Source organism: Collinsella sp. 4_8_47FAA, from assembly GCF_000763055.1.
Classification (GTDB): Bacteria; Actinomycetota; Coriobacteriia; order Coriobacteriales; family Coriobacteriaceae; genus Collinsella.
The window spans coordinates 38,998-59,817 of the sequence record NZ_KN214139.1 but is presented as its reverse complement, the minus strand read 5'-3'; the positions used below and the strand labels follow the sequence as shown (position 1 = coordinate 59,817).

19 protein-coding genes and 6 tRNA genes are annotated in these 20,820 nt (G+C 58.6%); 19 read left to right on the top strand and 6 right to left on the bottom strand.

All coding sequences use genetic code 11. The annotated features are described in order from the left end of the window. From HMPREF9463_RS09840 to folB, 16 genes are all read left to right on the top strand, one after another. Entirely contained in the window at positions 1 to 1,092 is a 1,092-nt protein-coding gene (locus HMPREF9463_RS09840; protein ID WP_022094887.1) for an ABC transporter ATP-binding protein, read from the top strand. Continuing rightward, positions 1,092 to 2,120 carry an ABC transporter ATP-binding protein gene (locus HMPREF9463_RS09835; RefSeq protein WP_022094888.1) on the top strand — a complete coding sequence of 343 codons (1,029 nt, stop codon included), beginning with the start codon at positions 1,092 to 1,094 and terminating at the stop codon, positions 2,118 to 2,120. Before HMPREF9463_RS09840 ends, HMPREF9463_RS09835 begins: the two co-directional genes overlap by 1 nt. Positions 2,121 to 2,713: 593 nt before the next feature. Further along, positions 2,714 to 2,803, top strand: a tRNA-Leu gene (locus tag HMPREF9463_RS09830). 59 nt (positions 2,804 to 2,862) lie between these two features. Next, positions 2,863 to 5,208, top strand: a complete 2,346-nt coding sequence (locus tag HMPREF9463_RS09825; RefSeq protein ID WP_035138880.1) for a GAF domain-containing SpoIIE family protein phosphatase — start codon at positions 2,863 to 2,865, stop codon at positions 5,206 to 5,208. 77 nt (positions 5,209 to 5,285) lie between these two features. Then, positions 5,286 to 6,032 (top strand): anti-sigma factor antagonist, encoded by a 747-nt coding sequence (locus tag HMPREF9463_RS09820; RefSeq protein ID WP_035138879.1) that lies wholly within the window; start codon positions 5,286 to 5,288, stop codon positions 6,030 to 6,032. A gap of 105 nt (positions 6,033 to 6,137) precedes the next feature. After that, a tRNA-Gly gene (locus HMPREF9463_RS09815) sits at positions 6,138 to 6,213 on the top strand. Positions 6,214 to 6,247: 34 nt separating this feature from the next. Beyond that, positions 6,248 to 6,321: transfer RNA gene (locus HMPREF9463_RS09810), tRNA-Cys, on the top strand. Positions 6,322 to 6,363: 42 nt separating this feature from the next. Then, positions 6,364 to 6,439: transfer RNA gene (locus tag HMPREF9463_RS09805), tRNA-Gly, on the top strand. Between the two features lie 178 nt (positions 6,440 to 6,617). Further along, on the top strand, positions 6,618 to 8,351 hold the full coding sequence (locus HMPREF9463_RS09800; RefSeq protein WP_148334235.1) for a glycoside hydrolase family 13 protein: 1,734 nt from the start codon (positions 6,618 to 6,620) through the stop codon (positions 8,349 to 8,351). Positions 8,352 to 8,492: 141 nt separating this feature from the next. Further along, positions 8,493 to 8,568 (top strand) — tRNA-Gly (locus tag HMPREF9463_RS09795). 3 nt (positions 8,569 to 8,571) lie between these two features. Next, positions 8,572 to 8,646 (top strand) — tRNA-Val (locus tag HMPREF9463_RS09790). Between the two features lie 633 nt (positions 8,647 to 9,279). After that, on the top strand, positions 9,280 to 11,502 hold the full coding sequence (nrdD, locus tag HMPREF9463_RS09785) for an anaerobic ribonucleoside-triphosphate reductase (RefSeq protein WP_022094397.1): 2,223 nt from the start codon (positions 9,280 to 9,282) through the stop codon (positions 11,500 to 11,502). A 426-nt stretch (positions 11,503 to 11,928) separates the two neighbouring features. Next, entirely contained in the window at positions 11,929 to 12,510 is a 582-nt protein-coding gene (nrdG, locus tag HMPREF9463_RS09780; RefSeq protein ID WP_035138878.1) for an anaerobic ribonucleoside-triphosphate reductase activating protein, read from the top strand. A 66-nt stretch (positions 12,511 to 12,576) separates the two neighbouring features. After that, positions 12,577 to 13,134 carry a GTP cyclohydrolase I FolE gene (gene folE, locus HMPREF9463_RS09775; protein ID WP_035138877.1) on the top strand — a complete coding sequence of 186 codons (558 nt, stop codon included), beginning with the start codon at positions 12,577 to 12,579 and terminating at the stop codon, positions 13,132 to 13,134. Position 13,135: 1 nt separating this feature from the next. Continuing rightward, positions 13,136 to 13,717 carry an HD domain-containing protein gene (locus tag HMPREF9463_RS09770; RefSeq protein ID WP_172676340.1) on the top strand — a complete coding sequence of 194 codons (582 nt, stop codon included), beginning with the start codon at positions 13,136 to 13,138 and terminating at the stop codon, positions 13,715 to 13,717. Between the two features lie 43 nt (positions 13,718 to 13,760). Then, the gene (gene folB / locus HMPREF9463_RS09765) at positions 13,761 to 14,246 is read left to right on the top strand and encodes a dihydroneopterin aldolase (RefSeq protein ID WP_035138876.1); all 486 of its coding nucleotides are present in this window, start codon (positions 13,761 to 13,763) and stop codon (positions 14,244 to 14,246) included. Between the two features lie 6 nt (positions 14,247 to 14,252). Here the strand turns inward: folB and HMPREF9463_RS09760 are convergent, their stop codons facing one another. Continuing rightward, a complete protein-coding gene (locus HMPREF9463_RS09760) occupies positions 14,253 to 15,029 on the bottom strand; it encodes a M48 family metallopeptidase (protein ID WP_232219799.1) in 777 nt (258 codons plus the stop codon). A 74-nt stretch (positions 15,030 to 15,103) separates the two neighbouring features. Then, the gene (locus tag HMPREF9463_RS09755; RefSeq protein ID WP_035138875.1) at positions 15,104 to 16,117 is read right to left on the bottom strand and encodes a dipeptidase; all 1,014 of its coding nucleotides are present in this window, start codon (positions 16,115 to 16,117) and stop codon (positions 15,104 to 15,106) included. 120 nt (positions 16,118 to 16,237) lie between these two features. Here HMPREF9463_RS09755 and HMPREF9463_RS09750 point away from each other — a divergent pair, with 120 nt between their 5' ends. The 3 genes from HMPREF9463_RS09750 to HMPREF9463_RS09740 all read left to right on the top strand — a co-directional run bounded on the left by HMPREF9463_RS09750 (position 16,238) and on the right by HMPREF9463_RS09740 (position 18,129). Then, positions 16,238 to 16,666, top strand: coding sequence for an FKBP-type peptidyl-prolyl cis-trans isomerase (locus HMPREF9463_RS09750; RefSeq protein WP_035138874.1), 429 nt, complete (start codon positions 16,238 to 16,240; stop codon positions 16,664 to 16,666). Positions 16,667 to 16,669: 3 nt separating this feature from the next. Beyond that, positions 16,670 to 17,248 carry an urease accessory protein UreE gene (locus tag HMPREF9463_RS10570; protein WP_052044235.1) on the top strand — a complete coding sequence of 193 codons (579 nt, stop codon included), beginning with the start codon at positions 16,670 to 16,672 and terminating at the stop codon, positions 17,246 to 17,248. An 83-nt stretch (positions 17,249 to 17,331) separates the two neighbouring features. Then, entirely contained in the window at positions 17,332 to 18,129 is a 798-nt protein-coding gene (locus tag HMPREF9463_RS09740) for an HAD-IIB family hydrolase (RefSeq protein ID WP_198019974.1), read from the top strand. Positions 18,130 to 18,206: 77 nt separating this feature from the next. Here the strand turns inward: HMPREF9463_RS09740 and HMPREF9463_RS09735 are convergent, their stop codons facing one another. From HMPREF9463_RS09735 to rnhA, 4 genes are all read right to left on the bottom strand, one after another. After that, a complete protein-coding gene (locus HMPREF9463_RS09735) occupies positions 18,207 to 18,587 on the bottom strand; it encodes a Fur family transcriptional regulator (protein ID WP_192919574.1) in 381 nt (126 codons plus the stop codon). A gap of 61 nt (positions 18,588 to 18,648) precedes the next feature. Then, positions 18,649 to 19,059, bottom strand: coding sequence for an acylphosphatase (locus tag HMPREF9463_RS10565; protein WP_052044233.1), 411 nt, complete (start codon positions 19,057 to 19,059; stop codon positions 18,649 to 18,651). Positions 19,060 to 19,061: 2 nt separating this feature from the next. Further along, on the bottom strand, positions 19,062 to 20,168 hold the full coding sequence (locus tag HMPREF9463_RS09725) for a Gfo/Idh/MocA family protein (RefSeq protein ID WP_035138873.1): 1,107 nt from the start codon (positions 20,166 to 20,168) through the stop codon (positions 19,062 to 19,064). A 75-nt stretch (positions 20,169 to 20,243) separates the two neighbouring features. Beyond that, positions 20,244 to 20,780 carry a ribonuclease HI gene (gene rnhA / locus HMPREF9463_RS09720; protein WP_084591882.1) on the bottom strand — a complete coding sequence of 179 codons (537 nt, stop codon included), beginning with the start codon at positions 20,778 to 20,780 and terminating at the stop codon, positions 20,244 to 20,246. Positions 20,781 to 20,820 lie beyond the last annotated feature (40 nt).

Genomic DNA, 20,820 nt, shown 5'->3' with positions numbered 1-20,820 from the left:
ATGAAGAAGAACAAGAACTATGTGGACCTGAAGGACCAGCCGGTTCCCGAGGGCCAGCATCTGCTCGAGGTCGATGACCTTAAGATGTATTTCCACACCGAGGATGGCGTTGTTCGCGCTGTCGACGGTGTCTCCTACACGCTCGATCGCGGCGAGACCCTGGGTGTCGTCGGTGAGTCCGGCTCCGGTAAGTCCGTGACCGCCATGACCATCATGGGTCTTATCTCGATGCCTCCGGGAAAGATCGAGGGCGGCGACGTTCGCTATCGCGGTCGTTCTATCCTCGAGATGACCGAGGAAGAGATGCAGCACATTCGCGGTAACGACATCGCGATGATCTTCCAGGATCCTATGACCTCCTTGAACCCGGTCTATAAGATCGGCAAGCAGGTGGGCGAGGGTCTTCGTCTGCACCGCGGCTACTCCAAGCAGGAGGCGCTCAAGCGTGCCACCGAGCTTTTGGACCTCGTTGGTATTCCCGAGCCCGAGAAGCGCGTCAATGAGTATCCGCACCAGTTCTCTGGCGGTATGCGTCAGCGCGTCATGATCGCTATGGCTCTTGCCTGCGATCCCGATATCCTGATTGCCGACGAGCCCACGACGGCTCTGGACGTTACCATTCAGGCTCAGATTATCGAGCTCATGCAGGAGATGCAGGAGAAGAACGGCAACGCCATTATCATGATTACCCATGACCTGGGCGTCGTTGCCGATATGGCCGATAAGATCATGGTTATGTATGCAGGCCGTCCCGTCGAGTTCGGTACTGCTGAGGAAATCTTCTACGAGAGCCGCCACCCCTACACCTGGGGCCTTATCCGCTCCATCCCGGAGCAGGCCATCGAAGAGAAGAAGCCGCTTACGCCGATTCACGGCAACCCGCCTTCGCTCATGAACCTGCCTGAGGGCTGCGTCTTCTCGCCTCGTTGTCCCTATGCGACGGACAAGTGCCGCAAGCAGCGCCCCGAGCGCGTTGTCACCGAGTCTGGTCATTACTCTGCGTGCCACTACTCCGGTGACCCCGAGTTCCTCAAGAACGCTCCTGAGACGTCCCGTACGCGCAAGGATTCCAAGAAGGGAGGCGAGGCGTAATGGCAGATACCAACGAGCGCACTCCGCTGCTGAAGGTCGAGCACCTCTCTAAGGAGTTTCCCGCTGAGTCCGGCATGTTCGCCAAGCGCTTCTCCAAGCGTGTCGTCTCTGCTGTGAATGACATTTCATTCGAGATTTATCCGGGGGAGACCTTTGGTCTGGTTGGTGAGTCTGGTTGCGGTAAGTCCACGACGGGTCGCACCATCATGCGCCTGACCAAGCCGACCGCCGGTAAGGTGTTCTTCCAGGGTAAAGATGTTGCCGAGATGAGCAAGCATGAGATCAAGGACATGCGTCGCGAGATGCAGTTCATCTTCCAGGATCCCTATGCTTCGCTCAATCCCCGTATGACCATCGGCGAGATCGTCTCCGAGCCCATGACCATTCATGGCGTGGGTACCAAGGAGGAGCGTATCGAGCGCGTCCGCGAGCTGCTGGACGTCGTCGGTCTGAATCCCGAGCACATCAACCGTTATCCGCACGAGTTCTCGGGCGGCCAGCGCCAGCGTGTCGGCATCGCCCGCGCGTTCGCTCTGAAGCCCAAGCTGATTATCTGCGACGAGCCTGTCTCTGCACTTGACGTATCCATTCAGGCCCAGGTTCTGAACCTTCTTAAGGAGCTCCAGGACAAGTTCGGTACCGCGTATCTGTTTATCGCTCACGACCTGTCCGTCGTGCAGCACATCTCCGATCGCGTTGCCGTTATGTATCTGGGTAAGATGGTTGAGGTTTCGGACTGGAAGACGCTCTATAGCGAGCCTCACCATCCGTACACGCAGTCGCTGCTGTCTGCCGTGCCGGTTCCCGATCCGGATATCCAGAAGACCCGTAAGCGCATCATCCTCGCCGGCGATCCGCCGTCACCGCTGGATCCGCCGACCGGCTGCCGTTTCCACACTCGCTGCCCGATCGCGCAGGGCATCTGCTCTGAGAAGCTTCCCGAGTTTAAGGAAGTCGCACCGGGTCACTGCTGCGCGTGCCACTTCGCGGAGCCGTTCCCGATCAAGGAATCGCACATCGACCTGTAGTCGGTTGTTATCGTCCGGGCCCGCCCTGAAGTTACTTTTCAGAACGTCCTCGGACATGCAAGAAACCCCCGCTGCGCACTTCGTGCGGCGGGGGTTTCTTGCGTCCTGTGGAGTGTTCTGAAAAGTAACTTCAGGGCGGGCCCTGCGGTAACTCGGCAGGGGGAGTGCGATTCCTCGATCGCTCACTTAATCTGATGAGAAATTGAGTGAGGCCGGAGCTTTGGCTCCGGCCTCCTTATATAAGGGCTCGGCTTTGCCGAGCCACCAAATTTGCATCAGCCCCCAGAACATGTTTGAGAACTGTGCCTGAAGTATGTATTTGCAGGCCCCGAATCGGTGTTGCCTCCCGGCGCATTCCGCAGGGGGAGCGATATTTTGCAGCACGAAGTGCGCAGCAAAATATCGCTCATGCCCGAGGACGCGCCGGGAGGCAACACCGATTCGGGGCCGGACACACGGATTTACCTGCGCATTTACAAATTCGTAAACTTTTTTGAAAAAAGTGCTTGCACAGTTCTCGAATCATAGGTTATTATCTTCCTCGTTGAACGCGCGGGTCCAACAAAACGAACTGCGAATCAACAACATAGCATGTCGGAGTGGCGGAATTGGCAGACGCGCTAGCTTGAGGTGCTAGTGACCGCTTTTTGGTCATGCGGGTTCAAGTCCCGCCTCCGACACCATCGCATTTGAGAAGCCTCTTCGGAGGCTTTTTTGTTACCGATAGACGGTGGGGTCCACGATGGAAACGCTTGAACGCAACGAGTGGGCAGACGTTGCCCAACTAGTCGAGATCACGAGCGATGCTGTCATCATCTGTGAGCTCGACGGAACCATTCTGCATGTGAATAATCGCTTACTTGGTTTGATGTGCGAGGAACGCGCCGACGTCATCGGTGGAGATGTTAAAGACGTCCTGTACTCATCAGCTTTTGAACGTGCGACGGAACATCGTCTGCCATTTGAAACTGATGGCTCCGAGAACGAACTGATGCTCAAGCTGAGTGACGGCTCCTTTATGCCCGTCTTGGTTCGTGCGGGCTCCGTAACGCCTCCACGCATCTTTGGGCGCCGCGCGCCACGTGTCCTGGTGGCGCTCCATAGCATCGAAGAACAGTATTCGCACGACCGTCAGCTCAAGCGTGCGTTATCGGAGCTTAGAGTGGCGAACAAGCGCCTCTCTGGCACGCTCTCGGTCATTATGAGTACCGTGGGCTCCGATGAGCTGCCCAGCCTACTTGATACCGTTTTGAACCAGCTTGTAGGAACGCTCGATGCTTCGGGTGCCGCTATCTATTTTTCTGAGAGCGGCGGTTTTAAGCTACGCGGTGTTTCCAAGGAGCTGTACGACAGCTACCTGCCCGAGTTTTTGCCGTATGGCGCTGGCATTCCGACGTATGTTCTTCGCGAGTCGCGTGCCTGTCGCTTGTCGATTCAACAGGTCCTTGAGGGTGATAAGGCCGCCTCCGGTATGTTTATGGACCTGGACAATCGTTCTAAGCACCTGTTGCGCATGCAGGATATGCCTCCGTACCGCAACGAGATCTGTCTTCCCGTTTTTTACGGTACGCAGATTCTTGGCGTGCTGGAAGTTGGTTGGAAACGCCCCCAGGCACCGCTCGCCTATGACGTTAATGTGCTCGAGGTCATTTGCGATTACCTGTCTATCCAGCTGGTCGGCATGGCATCGAGCCTTCGCTCCCGTCGCACGGCCGAGCTTGGCCGCTCGCTCAATGTCTTGCGTGATGAGTTGTTTGCCTTTCTAGACGATTCCGCCGCGGCTACCCAGGCGGTATCGTCCGAGATCTGCAATATGCTTAACTGCCATTTTTGCCCTGTTGAGTATGACGCCAGTCTGGATTCCTACGTCATAGATTTTGAAGGTGGCAGTCGCGTTGCTTTGCCGGACGATCCCGAGAAGCTTTTCTTTTCCACGACGGCGCCAGCGGCACGTCTGGGGGCTGGCCCTGATGGCTTTGAGGCATCTGTTTTGGGCGGTACGAGTGCCGAGGACCTTAAACACGTCCGTATAACTCGCGTTGACGAATCGATGCCTATGGGAGGCTGGCTTAGGGCGCACGGTCTGCCTTGTCAAGGTCTCTACGTTGACTCCGGCATCGAGGCGGGGCGCCCGCGCTCTGAGGGTGATGGCAGGCACAGTAACGACGCGATTGTTCCTGCTTCTGTTGCGAAGAGCCCGACGACGCGCGCGCTGCTGCTTCGTGATGGTAGCCAAGAGCCGATTGATGATCTTGAATATGACTACTTGGTGCACTTGGCGCATGACTTTGAACTGATCTACGAAGGCGAATCTCAAAAGCGCGAGGAGCGCCATATCGCTCAGACCCTTCAGATCGGCATGAGAAATTCCCTGGGGGATGTTCCGGGTATCGCAACCGATTCGGTGTACCTGTCGGCCACGAACTCGGCGTTGGTCGGCGGCGATTTCTATACGCTCATCCGTCTTCCCGACGACTGCGCCGTCATGATTCTGGGTGATGTGTCTGGCAAAGGCATTGAGGCCGCATCGATGTCCGCGCTCGTCAAGACGGCCCTGACGGCATATGCCTGGGAGGGCGCTGGACCGGCCCGCATGGCACGCTCCCTTAACAGCATGCTCATGGGCTTTTCGAGGGTCGAGACGTTCGTGACGGCCTTTATCGCCAAGATTGACCTTAAGGCCGGACGCGCAACGTATTGTTCGGCGGGCCATCCTCCGACCATGGTCATCAGGCCAGAGTCGATGCCGCTGGGTGGCGGTGAGGCACGTGGGGGAGAGGTTGAGCTGCTTGGATGCCAATCGGGCGTAATCGGTGCCTTTGAGAGCATGGTGTACGAGACAGGCGTGTTTACGTTCGCCCCCGGCGACATGCTCTTCATGTATACGGATGGAACGATTGAGGCCCGCGACCGCACCGGAGCGTTCTTTGGCGAGCAGCGCTTGCGCGACCTTCTGCTTTCTGTTTCGGGGGAGGGCGTGTCGGGCATTTGCGGCAAGGTCTTGGGCGAGCTTGACCGATTTACCGAATCGGCGCTGGACGATGACATTGCATTGGTGTCCCTTGAGTTTTTACGGGGTCGTTCATAGACGACGCTGGGCGGGCTGAATCCGCACGGTTGGGGAAACGAATGCATCGAGTGGGCTTTTTTGGGAACCATGGTCGTATGAATGAGTGGAATGACATAGCGGTTTTGACGCCACCGGGCGATATCGACATCGCCACGGTGCCTGCGCTGCGTCGGCGGCTGGATGCTTTGATTGGCCGCGGCGTGCGTCGTGTCGTCATCAACTGTCAGGCTGTTAGCTTTATCGATTCGACGGGCTTGGCATTCCTGCTTACGCGCGCTCGTGAGCTCATGAGGCGAGAAGGCCTGCTTTCGCTCGTCAATGCATCAGGTGAAGTTGTTCGCTTTTTGGAGATTGCTCGTCTTGTCGATATCCTTCATGTCGCGGGGCCGGCACGGGAGTCTATTCCCGCCATTCCGGTGGGGGAGCTGCCTCGCTGGAGTAAGAGTGTCGAGGTCCGTCAGGGTATCGAGAATCTTCCATACTACCGACATCGCATCGCTGAACTCCTTGAATCGCTTCCGTTGCGCCGTGACGAGCGCTACGATGTCGCATTGGCGTCGGGGGAGGCGCTGGGTAATGCCTATGACCATGCGGGCGGTATCGGGTGCGTCCTGACGGTTCAGGCCTATGGCGATCGCGTTGTGGTTGAGGTGCTTGATCGAGGTGTCGGCTATTCTATCGATGAAACGAGCGAACCGGTCGCATCTGAGGAGCGCGGCCGTGGCATCAAGCTTATGCGTATGCTCGTCGATAACGTGGAGGTTGCTCGTCGTACGGACGGCGCCGGCACGCGCGTGCAGATGGTGAAGCTGTTTAGCGGAGCGCTGGAATCGTGTGCCTAGCCAATCGCTTTAGCGCGTTTAGCTACTAAGAACATGCGGCAGACAAGTTTTTTGAAAAAAGTACTTGCGTCTTTTGGACAACTCGCGTAAATTAATAACCCGCAAGCGGACATGGCTCAGTTGGTAGAGCACAACCTTGCCAAGGTTGGGGTCGCGGGTTCGAGCCCCGTTGTCCGCTCCATTGCATTTCCGGACCGTTTAGGCGGTCCTTTTTCGGCGAAGTGGCCAAGTGGTAAGGCAGAGGCCTGCAAAGCCTTTACCCCCGGTTCGAATCCGGGCTTCGCCTCCAGGCAACATCCGGGCGCTCCGGCGCCCGTTTTGTTTTACATATGCGGACATGGCTCAGTTGGTAGAGCACAACCTTGCCAAGGTTGGGGTCGCGGGTTCGAGCCCCGTTGTCCGCTCCAAACGCAACAACCCGGCTACTACGGTAGCCGGGCTTTTTTGTATCCATCGCATGGGCTCGAACCCGAGAGGGAGCGAGCGTTTTGGGGCGTGGCTGTGGCGTTGTTTGCTGCGAATGTGCGCTTTGGGCGTATCATCGTGGGCATCTCGCATAACCTCGTTGCAAGGGAGATACGCCCCGTGGCTACAGAAAAGTCTTCTTCGCGCTCATGGATGTCCGATGCCGCGATCTATCAGATCTACCCGCGCTCGTTTAAGGATTCGACTGGTTCGGGTCTGGGCGATATCGCGGGCATTACCCAGCAGATGGACTATCTTGAGCGGCTGGGTATCGAGGCCATCTGGCTGAGCCCGTTTTACCCATCGCCTCTTGTCGATGGTGGCTATGATGTGGCGGACTACTGCGATGTCGATCCACGTCTCGGCTCGCTTGACGACTTCGATGATATGATCGCTGCGGCTCACGCGCGCGGCATCAAGGTCATCGTCGACATCGTGCCCAACCATTCATCCAGCCAGCACCCCTGGTTCAAAGCCGCTCTTGCCGCCGGCCCCGGATCGCCCGAGCGCGCCCGTTATATCTTCCGCGATGGTCGCGGCGAGCATGGCGAGCTGCCTCCCACCAATTGGAATGCCAACTTTGGCGGCCCCGCATGGACGCGTGTTGCGGACGGTCAGTGGTATCTGCACATGTTTACGCCCGAGCAGCCGGACTTTGACTGGTCATGCCCTGAGGTTCACGCGCTCTTTTGCGACGTCCTGGCGTTTTGGAGCGATCGAGGCGTCGACGGCTTTCGCATTGATGTGGCGCAGGGTCTCGCCAAGGATCTCGACCGCGATGACCTCGACCGGTGGCATCTCGCCGAGGGCGATGACATGGTTGACGACGGCACCCATCCGCTGTGGGACCGCAACGAGGTCCACGAGATCTATCGAGAGTGGCGCCGCGTGTTCGACCGCTATAATCCGCCACGCAGCGCCGTTGCCGAGGCGTGGGTGCTGCCCGAGCGCCAGTATCTCTACGCGCGTCCCAGCGAGCTTGGCCAGACATTCAACTTTGAGTTTGCCAAGGCCACTTGGACCTATGATGACATGCACACTGCAATCGAGAAGGGCTTGAAGGCAGCCGTCGAATCCGATTCCGCCTCGACCTGGGTACTCTCCAACCACGACGTGCCGCGCGTGGCGACACGCTATGCCCTGCCGCAAATCAAGGCGACGCGCTACCACCAGATTGCGCTCGACTGGCTCTTGCGCGACGGGTCGTCTTATGATGAGGACCGTGAACTCGGCGAGCGCCGCGCGCGGGCGGCCCTTTTGCTTGAGCTGGCGCTTCCGGGCTCGGCATACGTGTATCAGGGTGAGGAGCTCGGCCTTTTTGAGGTGGCTGATATTCCGTGGGATGCACTCGAAGATCCCACTGCAACCAATACGCACGGACCGAAGCGTGAGAAGGGGCGCGACGGCTGTCGTGTGCCCCTGCCGTGGGTGGCGGCGGACGATCCCGCGCAGGGCGGATCGTTTGGGTTTTCGCCGGCGGACGCCGATGCGGCGCCCCATCTGCCGCAACCTGCATGGTTTTCCGATTACGCTGTCGATAGGGAAGAAGCGGACCCGACATCGATGCTTGCGCTCTATCGTGACGCCCTCTGGCTGCGGCGCAAGCTGCGCGGGTGCGCCAACGATCTTGCGTGGCTCGATCTTGACGGGCGCACCGGTCTTGCGGATGGCGCCGAGGGCGCCGAGGGCGGCGTCATCGCCTATCGCCGCGACAACGGCTGGGCGTGTGTGACGAACTTCGGTGCAGCACCCGTGGAGTTGCCGGCGGGCAGGGTCCTGCTCACCTCATCACCGCTTGCAGACGGCAGGCTCGCGCAGGACAGCTCTGCCTGGATCATGCTCGGTGAGATGTAAGGGCCTCTTGCGGCGAGTTTGCGTTTGCCTACACCTTCCGTGGCGGCTGATGTCTTCGCGAGGTTCGCGAGGGCGTTGCAAAACTTTTCAAAAAAAGTTCTTGCATAGGATGCGGGCATCACGTAAGATTAATCCCCGTAAGCGGACATGGCTCAGTTGGTAGAGCACAACCTTGCCAAGGTTGGGGTCGCGGGTTCGAGCCCCGTTGTCCGCTCCATTTGGGCGTTTAGCTCAGGGGGAGAGCGCTTCCCTGACACGGAAGAGGTCAGAAGTTCAAATCTTCTAACGCCCACCAAATGTTCGCAGCTCAGAGGCTATGTCCTCTGGGCTGTTTTGTTTTGCCACCAAGCACGCCGCCAAATAAGCCACCAAATATTGATCCAAGGTCTGTACGCGATGGTCTTCGCATCCCGTAGAGGTGCCGGCAGATTGCATACGTCCTGGCCGATCGTGACCGCAACATGTTGGTCAAGCATAATCTTTTGGATTCTTTTGGCGTGAGCGGCTTGGTTTTGGTAGGATTTGTCAGCGGCTTGACTAAGGGGGTTTTATAACTGCCATGCAGGTAGCCGTGTTGGTAACGTTTTACCGACTTGCCAAGAACCCCTCATAATTAATGCGTCTGGAAAATGACCAATTGCTTTGACCTGCTGAAACACTATATGTTGTGTTTGAACTAAAAAAAGAATACAGGATATAGATGTGTCTTTGTCGTATGATAGATGGCGGACAGAGAACGAAGACCTTAACTGCCTCTTTCGAACGTGTCCTTGAGCCGCTTGATTGGCTCTAGGGAATGTCCGCATGGAGGCTTATGGTTTATCGAGAACACAGATTGCGCGACGGCGCCGCAAGACAGGGGCAAGCCCTGCCGGGCATCGTTTGGCTCTGAAGCGCAATGAGGCTACGACGCGAAAGAGGCAAGAGGATGAAGATCATCAAGCGCAGCGGCACCGAGGTTGTCTTTGACATCGATAAGATCGTCAATGCCATCCGCGCCGCCAACTTGGAGGTCGAGGAGAGCTCTCGTCTAACCGACCGCCAGGTGGTTTATGCGGCGCAAAACGTCGCCGAGGCATGCGAGAACGCGGGCCACACCGTTTCGGTCGAGGAGATCCAGGATTTGGTCGAGGACGAGATCATGCGTCTCGACTGCTACGAGGTTGCCCGCCACTACATCATCTATCGCTATGTTCAGAGCCTGAAGCGCCAGAAGAACACGACCGATGACAAGATCCTGTCGTTGATTGAGTGCAATAACGAAGAGGTCAAGCAGGAGAACTCCAACAAGAACCCGACCGTCAACTCCGTTCAGCGCGACTATATGGCCGGCGAGATTTCCAAGGACCTGACCCAGCGCGTGCTGCTGCCCCAGGAGATCGTGGACGCCCATAATGAGGGCCTGATCCACTTCCATGATTCGGATTACTTTGCTCAGCACATGCACAACTGCGACCTGGTGAACCTGGAGGACATGCTCCAGAACGGCACCGTTATCTCGGGCACGCTGATCGAGAAGCCGCACAGCTTCTCGACCGCCTGCAACATCGCGACGCAGATTATCGCTCAGGTTGCTTCCTCCCAGTACGGCGGCCAGTCGATTTCGCTGACCCATCTTGCTCCGTTTGTTGAGGTGAGCCGTCAGAAGATTCGCGGCGAGGTCGCCCGCGAGCTCGAGGAGCTCGGCGTTTCCGCATCTCCCGAAAAGGTCCGCGAGGTTGTTGAGGACCGCCTGCGTGACGAGATCCGTCGCGGCGTTCAGACGATTCAGTATCAGGTCGTAACTCTTATGACCACCAACGGCCAGGCGCCGTTCGTGACGGTCTTTATGTATCTTAACGAGGCCCGTACGCCTCAGGAGAAGCACGACCTTGCCATGATCGTGGAGGAGACGCTTCGCCAGCGCTACGAGGGCGTTAAGAACGAGGCCGGCGTATGGATTACCCCGGCATTCCCCAAGCTCATCTATGTGCTCGAGGACGATAACGTTCACGAGAATTCCCCGTACTTCTACCTGACCCAGCTGGCCGCTAAGTGCACCGCCAAGCGCATGGTGCCCGACTACATCTCCGAGAAGAAGATGCGCGAGCTCAAGCTGTCGAAGGGCGAGACCGCGGGCAACGGCGACTGCTATACCTGCATGGGCTGCCGCAGCTTCCTGACGCCCGACCGCTCCGGTAACGGATTTAACAACGTGGCCAACGCGCTGAACTATGACCCAAACAAGCCCAAGTACTATGGCCGCTTTAACCAGGGCGTTGTGACCATTAACCTGCCTGATGTCGCGCTGAGCTCGCATCAGGACATGGACAAGTTCTGGAAGATCTTCGACGAGCGCCTTGAGCTATGCCACCGCGCCCTGCTGTGCCGTCATGAGCGTCTGATGGGTACGCTTTCGGATGCCGCGCCGATTCTTTGGCAGTACGGTGCCCTCGCCCGCCTGAAGAAGGGCGAGACGATCGACAAGCTGCTCGTGGGCGGTTACTCCACCATTAGTCTGGGTTATGCCGGCCTGTATGAGTGCGTCAAGTACATGACGGGCCACAGCCACACCGAGAAGGAGGGCACGCCCTTTGCCATGGCCGTCATGCAGCGCATGAACGACAAGTGCGCGGAGTGGAAGGCCGAAAGCGATATTGACTTCTCGCTGTACGGTACCCCGCTTGAGTCGACGACCTACAAGTTCGCCAAGTGCCTGCAGCGTCGTTTTGGCATCATCCCGGGCGTGACGGACAAGGGCTACATCACCAACAGCTACCACGTCCACGTGTCCGAGGAGATCGACGCATTCGACAAGCTCAAATTCGAGGGTATGTTCCAGCAGCTTTCGCCGGGCGGTGCCATCTCCTACGTCGAGGTTCCCAACATGCAGGACAACCTCAAGGCTGTCATCCGCGTGATGCAGTACATCTACGACAACATCATGTACGCCGAGCTCAACACCAAGAGCGATTACTGCCAGGTGTGCGGCTACGACGGTGAGATCAAGATTGTCGAGGATGACGGCAAGCTGGTGTGGGAGTGCCCCAACTGTGGCAATCGTGACCAGGAGAAGATGAACGTCGCCCGTCGTACGTGCGGCTACATCGGTACCCAGTTCTGGAACCAGGGTCGAACCGAGGAGATCCGCGACCGCGTGCTGCATCTCTAATAACCATCCCAGGCCGCCCCGTAGCGAGGCCCCGGACCTTTACTCGCTATTTCGGACAGTCCTGGCTCACGACGGAGGCGCCACTGGCGCCTCCTGTTCGTGCGGAACTCATATCGAGCAAAGGTCCGGGGCCTCGCTACGGGGCGGCCAAGTTGACGTAGCTGAGATGCAGCTCGCGGTCTGCTCACTCCTCGAAGTTTTTAGCGGAAATAATTCGAGCTGCAGCAGCGATTGATTTGCAATGGCGGTTGAGCTGCAACAAAGTTTTTATTGGACCTCGAACCCTATACTCGATGTTCGCTTCGTTCATTGAGTTACCCTTTGCATGAGGTCGGGACATATCGTCCCGCCCGCAGTTTCGCAGGCCGAAGGCCGAGAATGTTTGAGGACGGGATGATATGTCCCGACCTCCCGGGAGAGTTACCTATGAACTACGCGAACATTAAGTATTTCGACATTGCTGATGGGGAAGGCGTTCGTACTTCTCTGTTTGTGAGCGGGTGCCGTCGTGGGTGCAAGAATTGCTTTAACTCTGTCGCGTGGGACTTTGCTGCGGGTGAGCCGTTCGATCGTGCCGTCGAGGACAAGATTATCGAGAGCCTCGACCACCCCTTTATCGATGGTCTGACGATTCTGGGCGGCGAGCCTATGGAGCCCGAGAATCAGGTGGGGCTTGTTGACTTTATCGAACGCGTGCGTGCGGCCTATCCCGCGGGGTCGGGCAAGACCATTTGGTGCTTTACCGGCGACGTGCTCGAGGAGCTTATGCCGGGTGGCCGTCATCATACCGAGGTGACGAACCGTATCCTGGCCCGCCTCGACATGTTGGTGGACGGCCCGTTTGTTCAGGATCTGTACGATATCTCATTGCGTTTTAGAGGCTCGAGTAACCAGCGTGTGATCGATATGAACGCTACGCGCGACCGTGCTGAGCGCGAGGGTGTTGCGCTTTGTGATGCGGTTGAACTTTGGCGGGACGATCCAGTCTATTCGACCCATACTATGTAGCTTGTGGCCGATGCCAAAGGGCGTGGTACCATAGCGCGAACGCAAAATCGGAAAAGTGAGGCCCAGATGATCGATCAGGAAAAAGTCGAGGCCGCCATTAAGCTGTTGCTTGAGGGCATAGGCGAGGACCCAACTCGTGAGGGCCTGCTGGAGACCCCGGCGCGCGTTGCCCGTATGTATGGTGAGATCGCCGGCGGTATGGACCAGAGTGCCGAGGAGCACCTGTCCAAAACCTTTGCCGTCGCTTCGAACGATTTGGTTATCGAGCGCGACATCACGTTCTACTCGCTGTGCGAACATCATCTGCTGCCGTTTTATGGCAAGGCCGCCATTGGTTATATCCCCAACGGCCGTGTCGCAGGGCTCTCTAAGCTTGCCCGCACGGTTGAGGTCTACGCCCGTCGTCTGCAGCTGCAGGAGCAGCTGTGCGCACAGGTTGCCGATGCCCTCCTGGAGTATCTCGCTCCCCAGGGAGCGATTGTGCTCATGGAGGCTGAGCATATGTGCATGACCATGCGCGGCGTGCAAAAGCCTGGCACCAAGACCGTGACGCTCGCTCGCCGCGGCGTCTTTGAGACCGATCCGTCGCTCGAGGAGCGGTTCTTTAGGATGCTGGGCCGTTAGCATGAGGGTCGTCAATGACTTTACATCGAAGACCGATGGGGGGACGCCGCGTCGCGGCTTCATGGCTTCGGGCCTGGCCCCCTTTGATGCCATGCCTCGCATTGATTACATCTGTGCCAACGGTCTGTTCCGGCGGCACCTGGGCAACATTGCACAGTTGGAATCGGGGCGCATCTTCTGCCGCCACGGTATTGACCACCTGCTGGATGTCGCTCGCATTATGTGGATCAAGAATCTCGAGGAACAGCTCGAATTTGACCGCGAGGTCATCTACGCCACGGCACTTCTTCACGATATCGGCAAAGATGAACAGTATGAATCGGGTATATCCCATGATGTTGCAAGCGAACGCGTCGCTGATGCAATTCTCGGCGGTATGCCCGATGACGTAGCGTTTGAGCCGGCCGATGCCGCAGCCATTAAGACGGCCATTCTGGGCCATCGAAAGCTGCGCGTGAACAGCCAACCGCTCGAGCGCCTGCTCTATGCAGCCGACAAAGCGTCGCGCGCCTGCTTTGCATGCCCCGCGCGCAATGCTTGCAACTGGAGCGATGATAAAAAGAACCTGTCGATTCGCGTGTAGTTAGTTTACGCGGTCGGGGTTCTAAACGAAGGAGACGATCGCGATGAGCAACAAGAAACTGCCCGAGAATGCAACCAAGACTGAAGTCGCCGAGCTCGCCCGCCGTGGAAGGGGCGAAATATCCACCGCAACGGCGGTGCCCCACGTGAACTATGACGATCTGCGCCATGCCGACCGCATCACCGTTGAAGGTCTTGAGGTTTTTGCTAACCACGGCGTGTATCCCGAAGAGAACGCGCTGGGCCAGAAATTCATCGTGTCCTTGGTACTCTATGCTGACCTGCGTGCAGCGGGAGAGCACGATAACTTGGACGCCTCGATTGACTACGGCTCGGTGTGCCACGATGTCGATGGCTATCTGCGCGAGCATACGTTTAAGCTCATCGAGGCGGCAGCTGAAGGTACGGCCCAGATGCTGCTGCGCCGTTATCCCTCGCTGCTTGGTGTGCGCATCAAGCTCGATAAGCCGTGGGCGCCTGTTGGCCTGCCCTTGGCAAGCTGTGGCGTCGAGATCGAGCGTGTGCGCTAACCGGTTCTAATACGTCTCTATGGGTGGCTGCTTGAGCCGCTGCGACAGAGCCCTGTTGTTGGGGCAGTACGTGTCGAGCAGCGCGTGAAACCGATGATTGTGGCTCGGCTCGAGCAGGTGGACGAGCTCGTGGGCGACAACCATGTCAAGGCACTCGACGGGGTAGGCGGCAAGTTCTCGTGCGATGCGAATGGCGCCGGTTTTGGGCGTGCATGATCCCCAGCGCGTTTTCATGCTGCGCACGGAAACGCGGGAAACGGCGACACCCATTGCGATTTCGTATGCGTGCACCATATCACGCAGCGCCGATGTGACTTCGGACGTATAGAGCTGGTCAATATGGGCTTGGATCTCACTGGGCGTTAAGCCGTCGAGGGTCGCATTCCACTTGGCCTGCGGACGTTCGTCTGGCTCGTCGGCACCCATAAAACTTGCGAAGGTGGCCTGCTTGGGCCGCGGTGCGGGTGATGCAAAGTTGTGATCGAGTGCGTCCTGTACCGTGATGGGCTTGCCCCAAAGCGCAATGATGGACGAGGGGCTGAGCGGCTCTCGTGCCGTCGCCTGACGTTGCTCGCGCTGGGCAAGCCGGCTGATAATCCAGGCGCTGTTGCGCTTCACAAACGCTTCGATGCGCTCGCGACTGGCGCCGAGCGGTGCGCTGGCGTGGACCTCACCGCTCGATGTGACGCGTAGGTTGAAGTTCTTGACGCGCTTTTTGGTAACGACGACGGGGATGGGCGTCCCATCCGGTCGGGATACGGAAATCGTAAACTGCTGCGTCAAAAGCGGTCCTTCAGATTGGGGACGGGCCGGCATGTCAACCGTTCGGCATGCCGACCTGCTCAAGGAATGTGAAATTAATAACGCTCAAAGAAGGCAAGCGCGTTGTCGCTGCAGAGCTTTTGCATCACGGTCTTGCCAAAATGCTTGGAAAGCATGTTCTGGAACTCGGGCATCTTGCTGGCATCGGAGAGGAAAGCGGGCACCGTGGCACCGTCCCAGTCGCCGCCGAGTGCGATGACGTCCTCGCCGCCCAGGTCGAGCCAGTGCTCGATATGTGCCGCTAGCTGGTCGAAGGTGACGTCTGCGGCGGTCTTGTCGGTTGCGTCGTTGGAAAGGAACTCGCTGCAGTAGTTGAGGCCGACGATACCGCCCATGTCGCGAATGGTGCGGAACTGGTCGTCGGTAAGGTTGCGTTTGACGCCGCAAACCGCACGGGAGTTGGAGTGGCTGGCGACGAAGGGACGCGTGGCGTGGGCGACAACCTCGTCAAAGCACTCATCGTTGAGGTGGGAGACGTCGAGTACCATGCCGGCGTGCTCCATCTGCGTAAGTGCCTCGATGCCGGCGCCGGTGAGGCCGGCGTGGGTGTCGTGGCCGCTCGCGAGCGGCCCCTGCGCATTCCAGCTGAGTGACGACATAAGCACGCCCAAGCTCTTGAGCACTTCGATCAGCGCGGGGTCCTCGGCAAAGAACGTGGCGTTTTCGATGGTGTGGATGCAAGCGACCTTGCCGTCCTTGAGCGCGGGGCGAATGTCTGCGGCGCTGCGCACGTTGACCATACGGTCGTGGTTGAGCATTGCCTGGCCGCTCATATGCGCCATGATCTGCGCCTGGAAGCGCGCGGCGTGGGCGGTGGGAATCTCGTCGGGGACAAACGTGGCGAAGCACTGTGCCCACGGCGTGTTGCCGATCTTTGCGAGCGAGATGGCACAGGCGTTACCCTCGATGAGGTCGAAATCTTGCGGATGCGTTTCGTCGCCGGGGAAATAACCGTCGGTGCCGGCGGTAAAGCGCAGGTCGAGATCGAGCGTGGCCCAGCCGATGCGGTCGGCGGTGTCGCAGTGTAGGTCAAATACGGGATATGCCATGGTTCCTCCGGTTGCAGCGTTTCTTTGCAAACTGTCTTCAAATTGTATGACTAGGGTATAGTTAACGCCATATGTTCATGGCGGCCCGTGTTGTGCGCCGCCCTTATCACGGAGGTTTCCATGTCCAACCAGGGCAAGAAGGTCAAGACTCATTATCGCGGCACGCTCGACGACGGCACGCAGTTCGATAGCTCCTACGATCGCGGTGAGCCGCTGGAGTTCACCTGCGGCGCCGGCCAGATGATCAAGGGCTTCGACGCCGCTGTTGTCGACATGCAGGTGGGTGAGAAGAAGACCGTGCACATTCCTGCTGCCGATGCCTACGGCGAGCACAATCCCGAGATGGTTCTGACCTTCCCGGCCGAACAGGTTCCCAACATCGAGCAGATTGAGAAGGGCATGAAGCTCTTCTTGTCCACGCCGAGCGGTATGCCCGTCCCCGCCGTGGTCATCGATGTAACGCCCGAGGCCGTGACGCTCGACGCCAACCACGAGCTGGCCGGTAAGGACCTCAACTTTGATATCGAGCTCGTCGAGGTCGAGGGTTAGAGTATGCCTGAACGCTTGGTTTCGACGACATGCTTGGGAAATCTCAACGATCCGTCCTATGAACTCCTGCTTCGCCGGAAGTTGGGCGGCGTCTTTGAAGTTGACGATCTGCTGCTCGATTGGGACCAGGCTGATGTATACGCGTTTGTGGGCGTGACGGAGCTGGGGCGCACGGTCGATGTTCGGCTGGATACTGCCGACGGCGGTCGTCTTGCCGACGGCGACGTGCTCGCCATTGACCGTTCGGGCATGGTGCCCGTGGCGGTTGTCGTGCGCTTGCGCAGCGCCGAGGTTTATTTGGTCGAAGTTGACCGCATGGACCCGATTGCGCTCGCGCATTCGTGCTGGGAGATCGGCAACATGCATGCGCCGCTCTTCCGGGGCGACTCGGACGAGCATACTGTGCGCATGTATACGCCGGTGCAGCCTGTTTTGGGCCGCATGCTCCGGGGTGTCGAGGGTGTTCGGCTCTCGCTGGTTACCCGTGAACTCGATGCGGACCGGCGCTTTGCGTCGAGTGCGGCGGAGGTCGTCGTGAGCATGGCTCCCGACTTTACCATCGTAAAAAAGGCGCGCGGCTAAGCGCGCGTATGCGCAAGACGGGCTTTGAGGGGCGACCGATCAAGGTCCGTCTTGCTGTTGATATGAGGCTTTGGGGGAAGCATATGGGTCTTGAGGGAATCAAACTGATTGCATGCGATTTGGACGGCACGTTGCTGCATCCGGGGGAGCGCGAGCTGCGTTCCGAGGCCTTTGAGCTTATCGATGAGCTGCATCGTCGTGGTATCGTGTTTATGCCGGCGAGTGGCCGTCAATATGCGAGCTTGCGCTACCTGTTTGCCCCGGTGGCCGATGAGCTCGCCTATGTATGCGAAAACGGAACCCTGGTGATGAGCGAGGGGCGTGCCGTCGTCAAGCGTTCCATGGAGCGTAGCCTTGCTATGGTTATCGCGAATACCGTGGTTGCGTATCCCCATACCGACATGACCCTTTCGTGTGAGGGGCACATCTACACCATGAGCGGCAACGATGCGTTCGTCGACCATTTGCGCTATGTGGTCCACTGCGATGTGGCGGTGGTCGACCGTCCCGAGGACATCGACGAGGATGTCATTAAGATTGGCTTCCAGACGCCCGAGGTGGATTATCCGGCGGCCCGGGAGTATTTCGAGCGCCTCTTTGGCGACCGTGTCGATGTGATGACGTCAGGAACCGCATGGACGGACCTTATCGGTTTCGGTTCGGGCAAGGGCTCCGCGCTTGTCGATTACGGTCGTATCCTGGGGATTTCGCCCGATGAGATGATGGCATTTGGCGACAATGAGAACGATCGCGACATGCTCAACGTCGTGGGCCATCCCTATCTGATGGAGAGCTGCAACCCCACCATGCGCGGTATCAACGATCGCGTCCGTTACGTGCACACGGTCGAAGAAGAACTGCACCGCCTGCTCGCCGAGTAGGTTTTCGGGACATGCCTAGAAATGTACTGTTTGCTGCAAAGCGCGGAAAGGTGGATTTTAAGGCATGTCCCGAACATCTACCGGCAGTCGGGGCAGAGACCCTCGAAGATGGTGTAGTGCGACGTGACGTGCCAGCCGATTTGCTCGGACGCTTTGGCGTCGAGCTGGGCATCGAAGGGGAGCGGTACGTCGATGACGCGGCTGCACGAGGTGCAGATGATATGCGCATGCGGCTCGATCGTGCGATCGAAGCGGCTGCCGCCCGGCGTCTTGATGGAGAGGATCTCGCCGGCGTCGGCCAAGAGATTGAGATTGCGGTAGACCGTACCGCGGCTGATTTTGTCATCCTGCGCGCGCACGGCGTTGTAGATTTCGTCGGCGGTGGGATGGTTATAGCTTTGGCGCACGGCGTCAAGAACCAGCTTTCGCTGCCTGGTATTCCTTCTTTGCACCGCCATGCGCCTCGCCTCTTTTCTATCAACGGTCGTAGGTAAATGATACCGTATTTAGCACACAATACTAATAATGAGGACTGAAACCGTCTTCATTGGCAAGTGGGGCTCGGGCCTGAGCGTCTACGAGGCGAAAACGCGTTCCCATGCGCTCGTAGGAGGCATGAAGCGCCTCGAGATGAGATAGGATATTTGCCGGAGCTCCCTGTATCTCCATCTCGACTGAACCGTCTTCCATGTTACGTACCCAGCCGGTGAGTGCGCGTGCCTGCGCGAGGTTGGTGTTGGTGAAGCGGAAGCCGACGCCCTGGACCTGCCCCTCCCACCGCAGGAAATAGCGCTGCGGGGCGCCTTGAGTGGCCTCGTCGCTTGCGAGCACAGTAAGCCTGCGGCGCAGCTCGAGCTCGACGTTTGACGGTTTTTGAGGCTCTCGACTGCCGCCGGTGACGCTGGAGAAGAACGTATCGAAGAGGCCCATCGCTATGCCTGCTTGTCTGCGTCGGCCGGGAAGGTTATGCCGGCCTGCTGACGCACGGCATCCATGATGCGCAGTGAGACGAGCGTGACATCGCGGTAGTGGCCAAGCTCGTGACGTCCCGCCGGGGTCTCCCAAATCTCTTCCTTGACGTTATCGATGCCGCCGATGGCGGTGATAAAGTCTGCGAGTTCGTATTCCATGGTGTTGCTTGATCTGGGCAGGTCGAGCACGCGGCCGTTGTCGCTCTGTTCGCGCGGCGCCTCGGTCGCCGAGCCGTGTACGACGTCGCCGCGATAGTCGATGCGGACGTTGCGGGGCGTGGACAGATGGTCAATCTGGATAGTGCCACGCTCGCCTTCGATCTGCGAGGGCAGTAGGTCATTCGTAATTTTGGAGTGCGCGAGCTCGACGGAGATACGGCCACCGCCGTAGCTGGCGAGGATGGAACCGCAGCCATCGATGGGGCCGTGCGTGAGCTGTCGCGTGGTGGGGTCGAGCAGAGTAGCCATGCTCGTAAGGCCGGAGGGCATGCCGAAAATCTCGACCATGGGCTCGACGGTGTAGACGCCAATGTCCATGAGGGAGCCCGATGCCATATTGCAGTCGAAGATATTGGTGGTGCGTCCCGCGAGAATTTCGTTGTAGCGCGAAGAATATTTGCCAAAGCGCAATGAGGCGCGGCGGATGGGGGCGATCTCACCCAGGGCGTCCTCGATGGCGTGGAAAGCGGGGTCATGGAGGGGGCGCATGGCCTCGAGGGCTACGACACCTGCTGCCTCGGCAGCGCGGAAGACTTCCAGCGCCTGCGCTTCGGTGGCGCAGAAGGGCTTCTCGACGATGACGTGCTTGCCGCCGGCGATACAGGCGAGCGCCTGCTCGCAGTGGAGCGCATTGGGGCTGCCGATGTAGACGGCGTCGACGTCGGCAGCGGACGCAAGCTCGTCAAGCGCGGTGAAGTTACGCTCGCCACCATGCTTAGCGGTGAAGGCGGCGCCGCGATCTGCATCGCGCGAGAGCGTGCCCACAAACGCAGCTTGGTCGCTGGCGTTGACGACCTGGATAAAGTCGTCGGTAATCATGGATGTGCCGATGGTCGCTATACGCAGCATGTATCCCCCTCGTGCCGTTCGGTTTACAGGATGAGTGTAGCGCGAGGGGACAGGAAATAGCGTGCGAAAACGCCGTTACAGGTCGCTCTCGTTAAAGCCGGCGTCGATATCGAGGTTGCTGCCGTCGGCCGCCGTGGTGGCAAGCTCGTCGCAGCGCTCGTTGAGCTCATGGCCGGCGTGGCCCTTAACCCAGATGAACTCCACTTTGTGCTTGCTCTTTGCGGTGAGCAGACGCTCCCACAGATCGCGGTTCTTGACAGGCTGCTTGTTGGCGGTCTTCCATCCGCGCTTTTTCCAGCCGTCGATCCAGTGTTTGTTAAAGGCGTTGACGACGTACTGCGAATCGGAATGGACTTCGACGTCGCAGGGGCGGTTGAGCGCCTCGAGTGCTACGATGACCGCCATGAGCTCCATGCGGTTGTTGGTGGTCTTGGCGTAACCGCGCGAAAGCTCGGAGGTAAAGGTCTTGCCGGCGGGGTTGGTGTATTTGAGCACGGCGCCGTAGCCGCCGCGTCCCGGATTTGATCGGGCCGAGCCGTCGGTATAGATGATGACCTTCACATGGTTCCTTTCGTTGGGTACGTTTCGTGCGAGTGACCATTGTAGCGCCATGCCCGCCGGGGGCTAGCAATCTATGATTTCTACCCCGTCT

Excerpts from the sequence above, each read along its gene's own strand:
- HMPREF9463_RS09840 (WP_022094887.1), top strand. The coding sequence starts at position 1 with ATGAAGAAGAACAAGAACTATGTGGACCTGAAGGACCAGCCGGTTCCC.
- HMPREF9463_RS09835 (WP_022094888.1), top strand. The coding sequence starts at position 1,092 with ATGGCAGATACCAACGAGCGCACTCCGCTGCTGAAGGTCGAGCACCTC.
- HMPREF9463_RS09825 (WP_035138880.1), top strand. The coding sequence starts at position 2,863 with ATGGAAACGCTTGAACGCAACGAGTGGGCAGACGTTGCCCAACTAGTC.
- HMPREF9463_RS09820 (WP_035138879.1), top strand. The coding sequence starts at position 5,286 with ATGAATGAGTGGAATGACATAGCGGTTTTGACGCCACCGGGCGATATC.
- nrdD (WP_022094397.1), top strand. The coding sequence starts at position 9,280 with ATGAAGATCATCAAGCGCAGCGGCACCGAGGTTGTCTTTGACATCGAT.
- nrdG (WP_035138878.1), top strand. The coding sequence starts at position 11,929 with ATGAACTACGCGAACATTAAGTATTTCGACATTGCTGATGGGGAAGGC.
- folE (WP_035138877.1), top strand. The coding sequence starts at position 12,577 with ATGATCGATCAGGAAAAAGTCGAGGCCGCCATTAAGCTGTTGCTTGAG.
- HMPREF9463_RS09770 (WP_172676340.1), top strand. The coding sequence starts at position 13,136 with ATGAGGGTCGTCAATGACTTTACATCGAAGACCGATGGGGGGACGCCG.
- folB (WP_035138876.1), top strand. The coding sequence starts at position 13,761 with ATGAGCAACAAGAAACTGCCCGAGAATGCAACCAAGACTGAAGTCGCC.
- HMPREF9463_RS09755 (WP_035138875.1), bottom strand. The coding sequence starts at position 16,117 with ATGGCATATCCCGTATTTGACCTACACTGCGACACCGCCGACCGCATC.
- HMPREF9463_RS09750 (WP_035138874.1), top strand. The coding sequence starts at position 16,238 with ATGTCCAACCAGGGCAAGAAGGTCAAGACTCATTATCGCGGCACGCTC.
- HMPREF9463_RS10570 (WP_052044235.1), top strand. The coding sequence starts at position 16,670 with ATGCCTGAACGCTTGGTTTCGACGACATGCTTGGGAAATCTCAACGAT.
- HMPREF9463_RS09740 (WP_198019974.1), top strand. The coding sequence starts at position 17,332 with ATGGGTCTTGAGGGAATCAAACTGATTGCATGCGATTTGGACGGCACG.
- HMPREF9463_RS09735 (WP_192919574.1), bottom strand. The coding sequence starts at position 18,587 with ATGGCGGTGCAAAGAAGGAATACCAGGCAGCGAAAGCTGGTTCTTGAC.
- HMPREF9463_RS10565 (WP_052044233.1), bottom strand. The coding sequence starts at position 19,059 with ATGGGCCTCTTCGATACGTTCTTCTCCAGCGTCACCGGCGGCAGTCGA.
- HMPREF9463_RS09725 (WP_035138873.1), bottom strand. The coding sequence starts at position 20,168 with ATGCTGCGTATAGCGACCATCGGCACATCCATGATTACCGACGACTTT.
- rnhA (WP_084591882.1), bottom strand. The coding sequence starts at position 20,780 with ATGGCGCTACAATGGTCACTCGCACGAAACGTACCCAACGAAAGGAAC.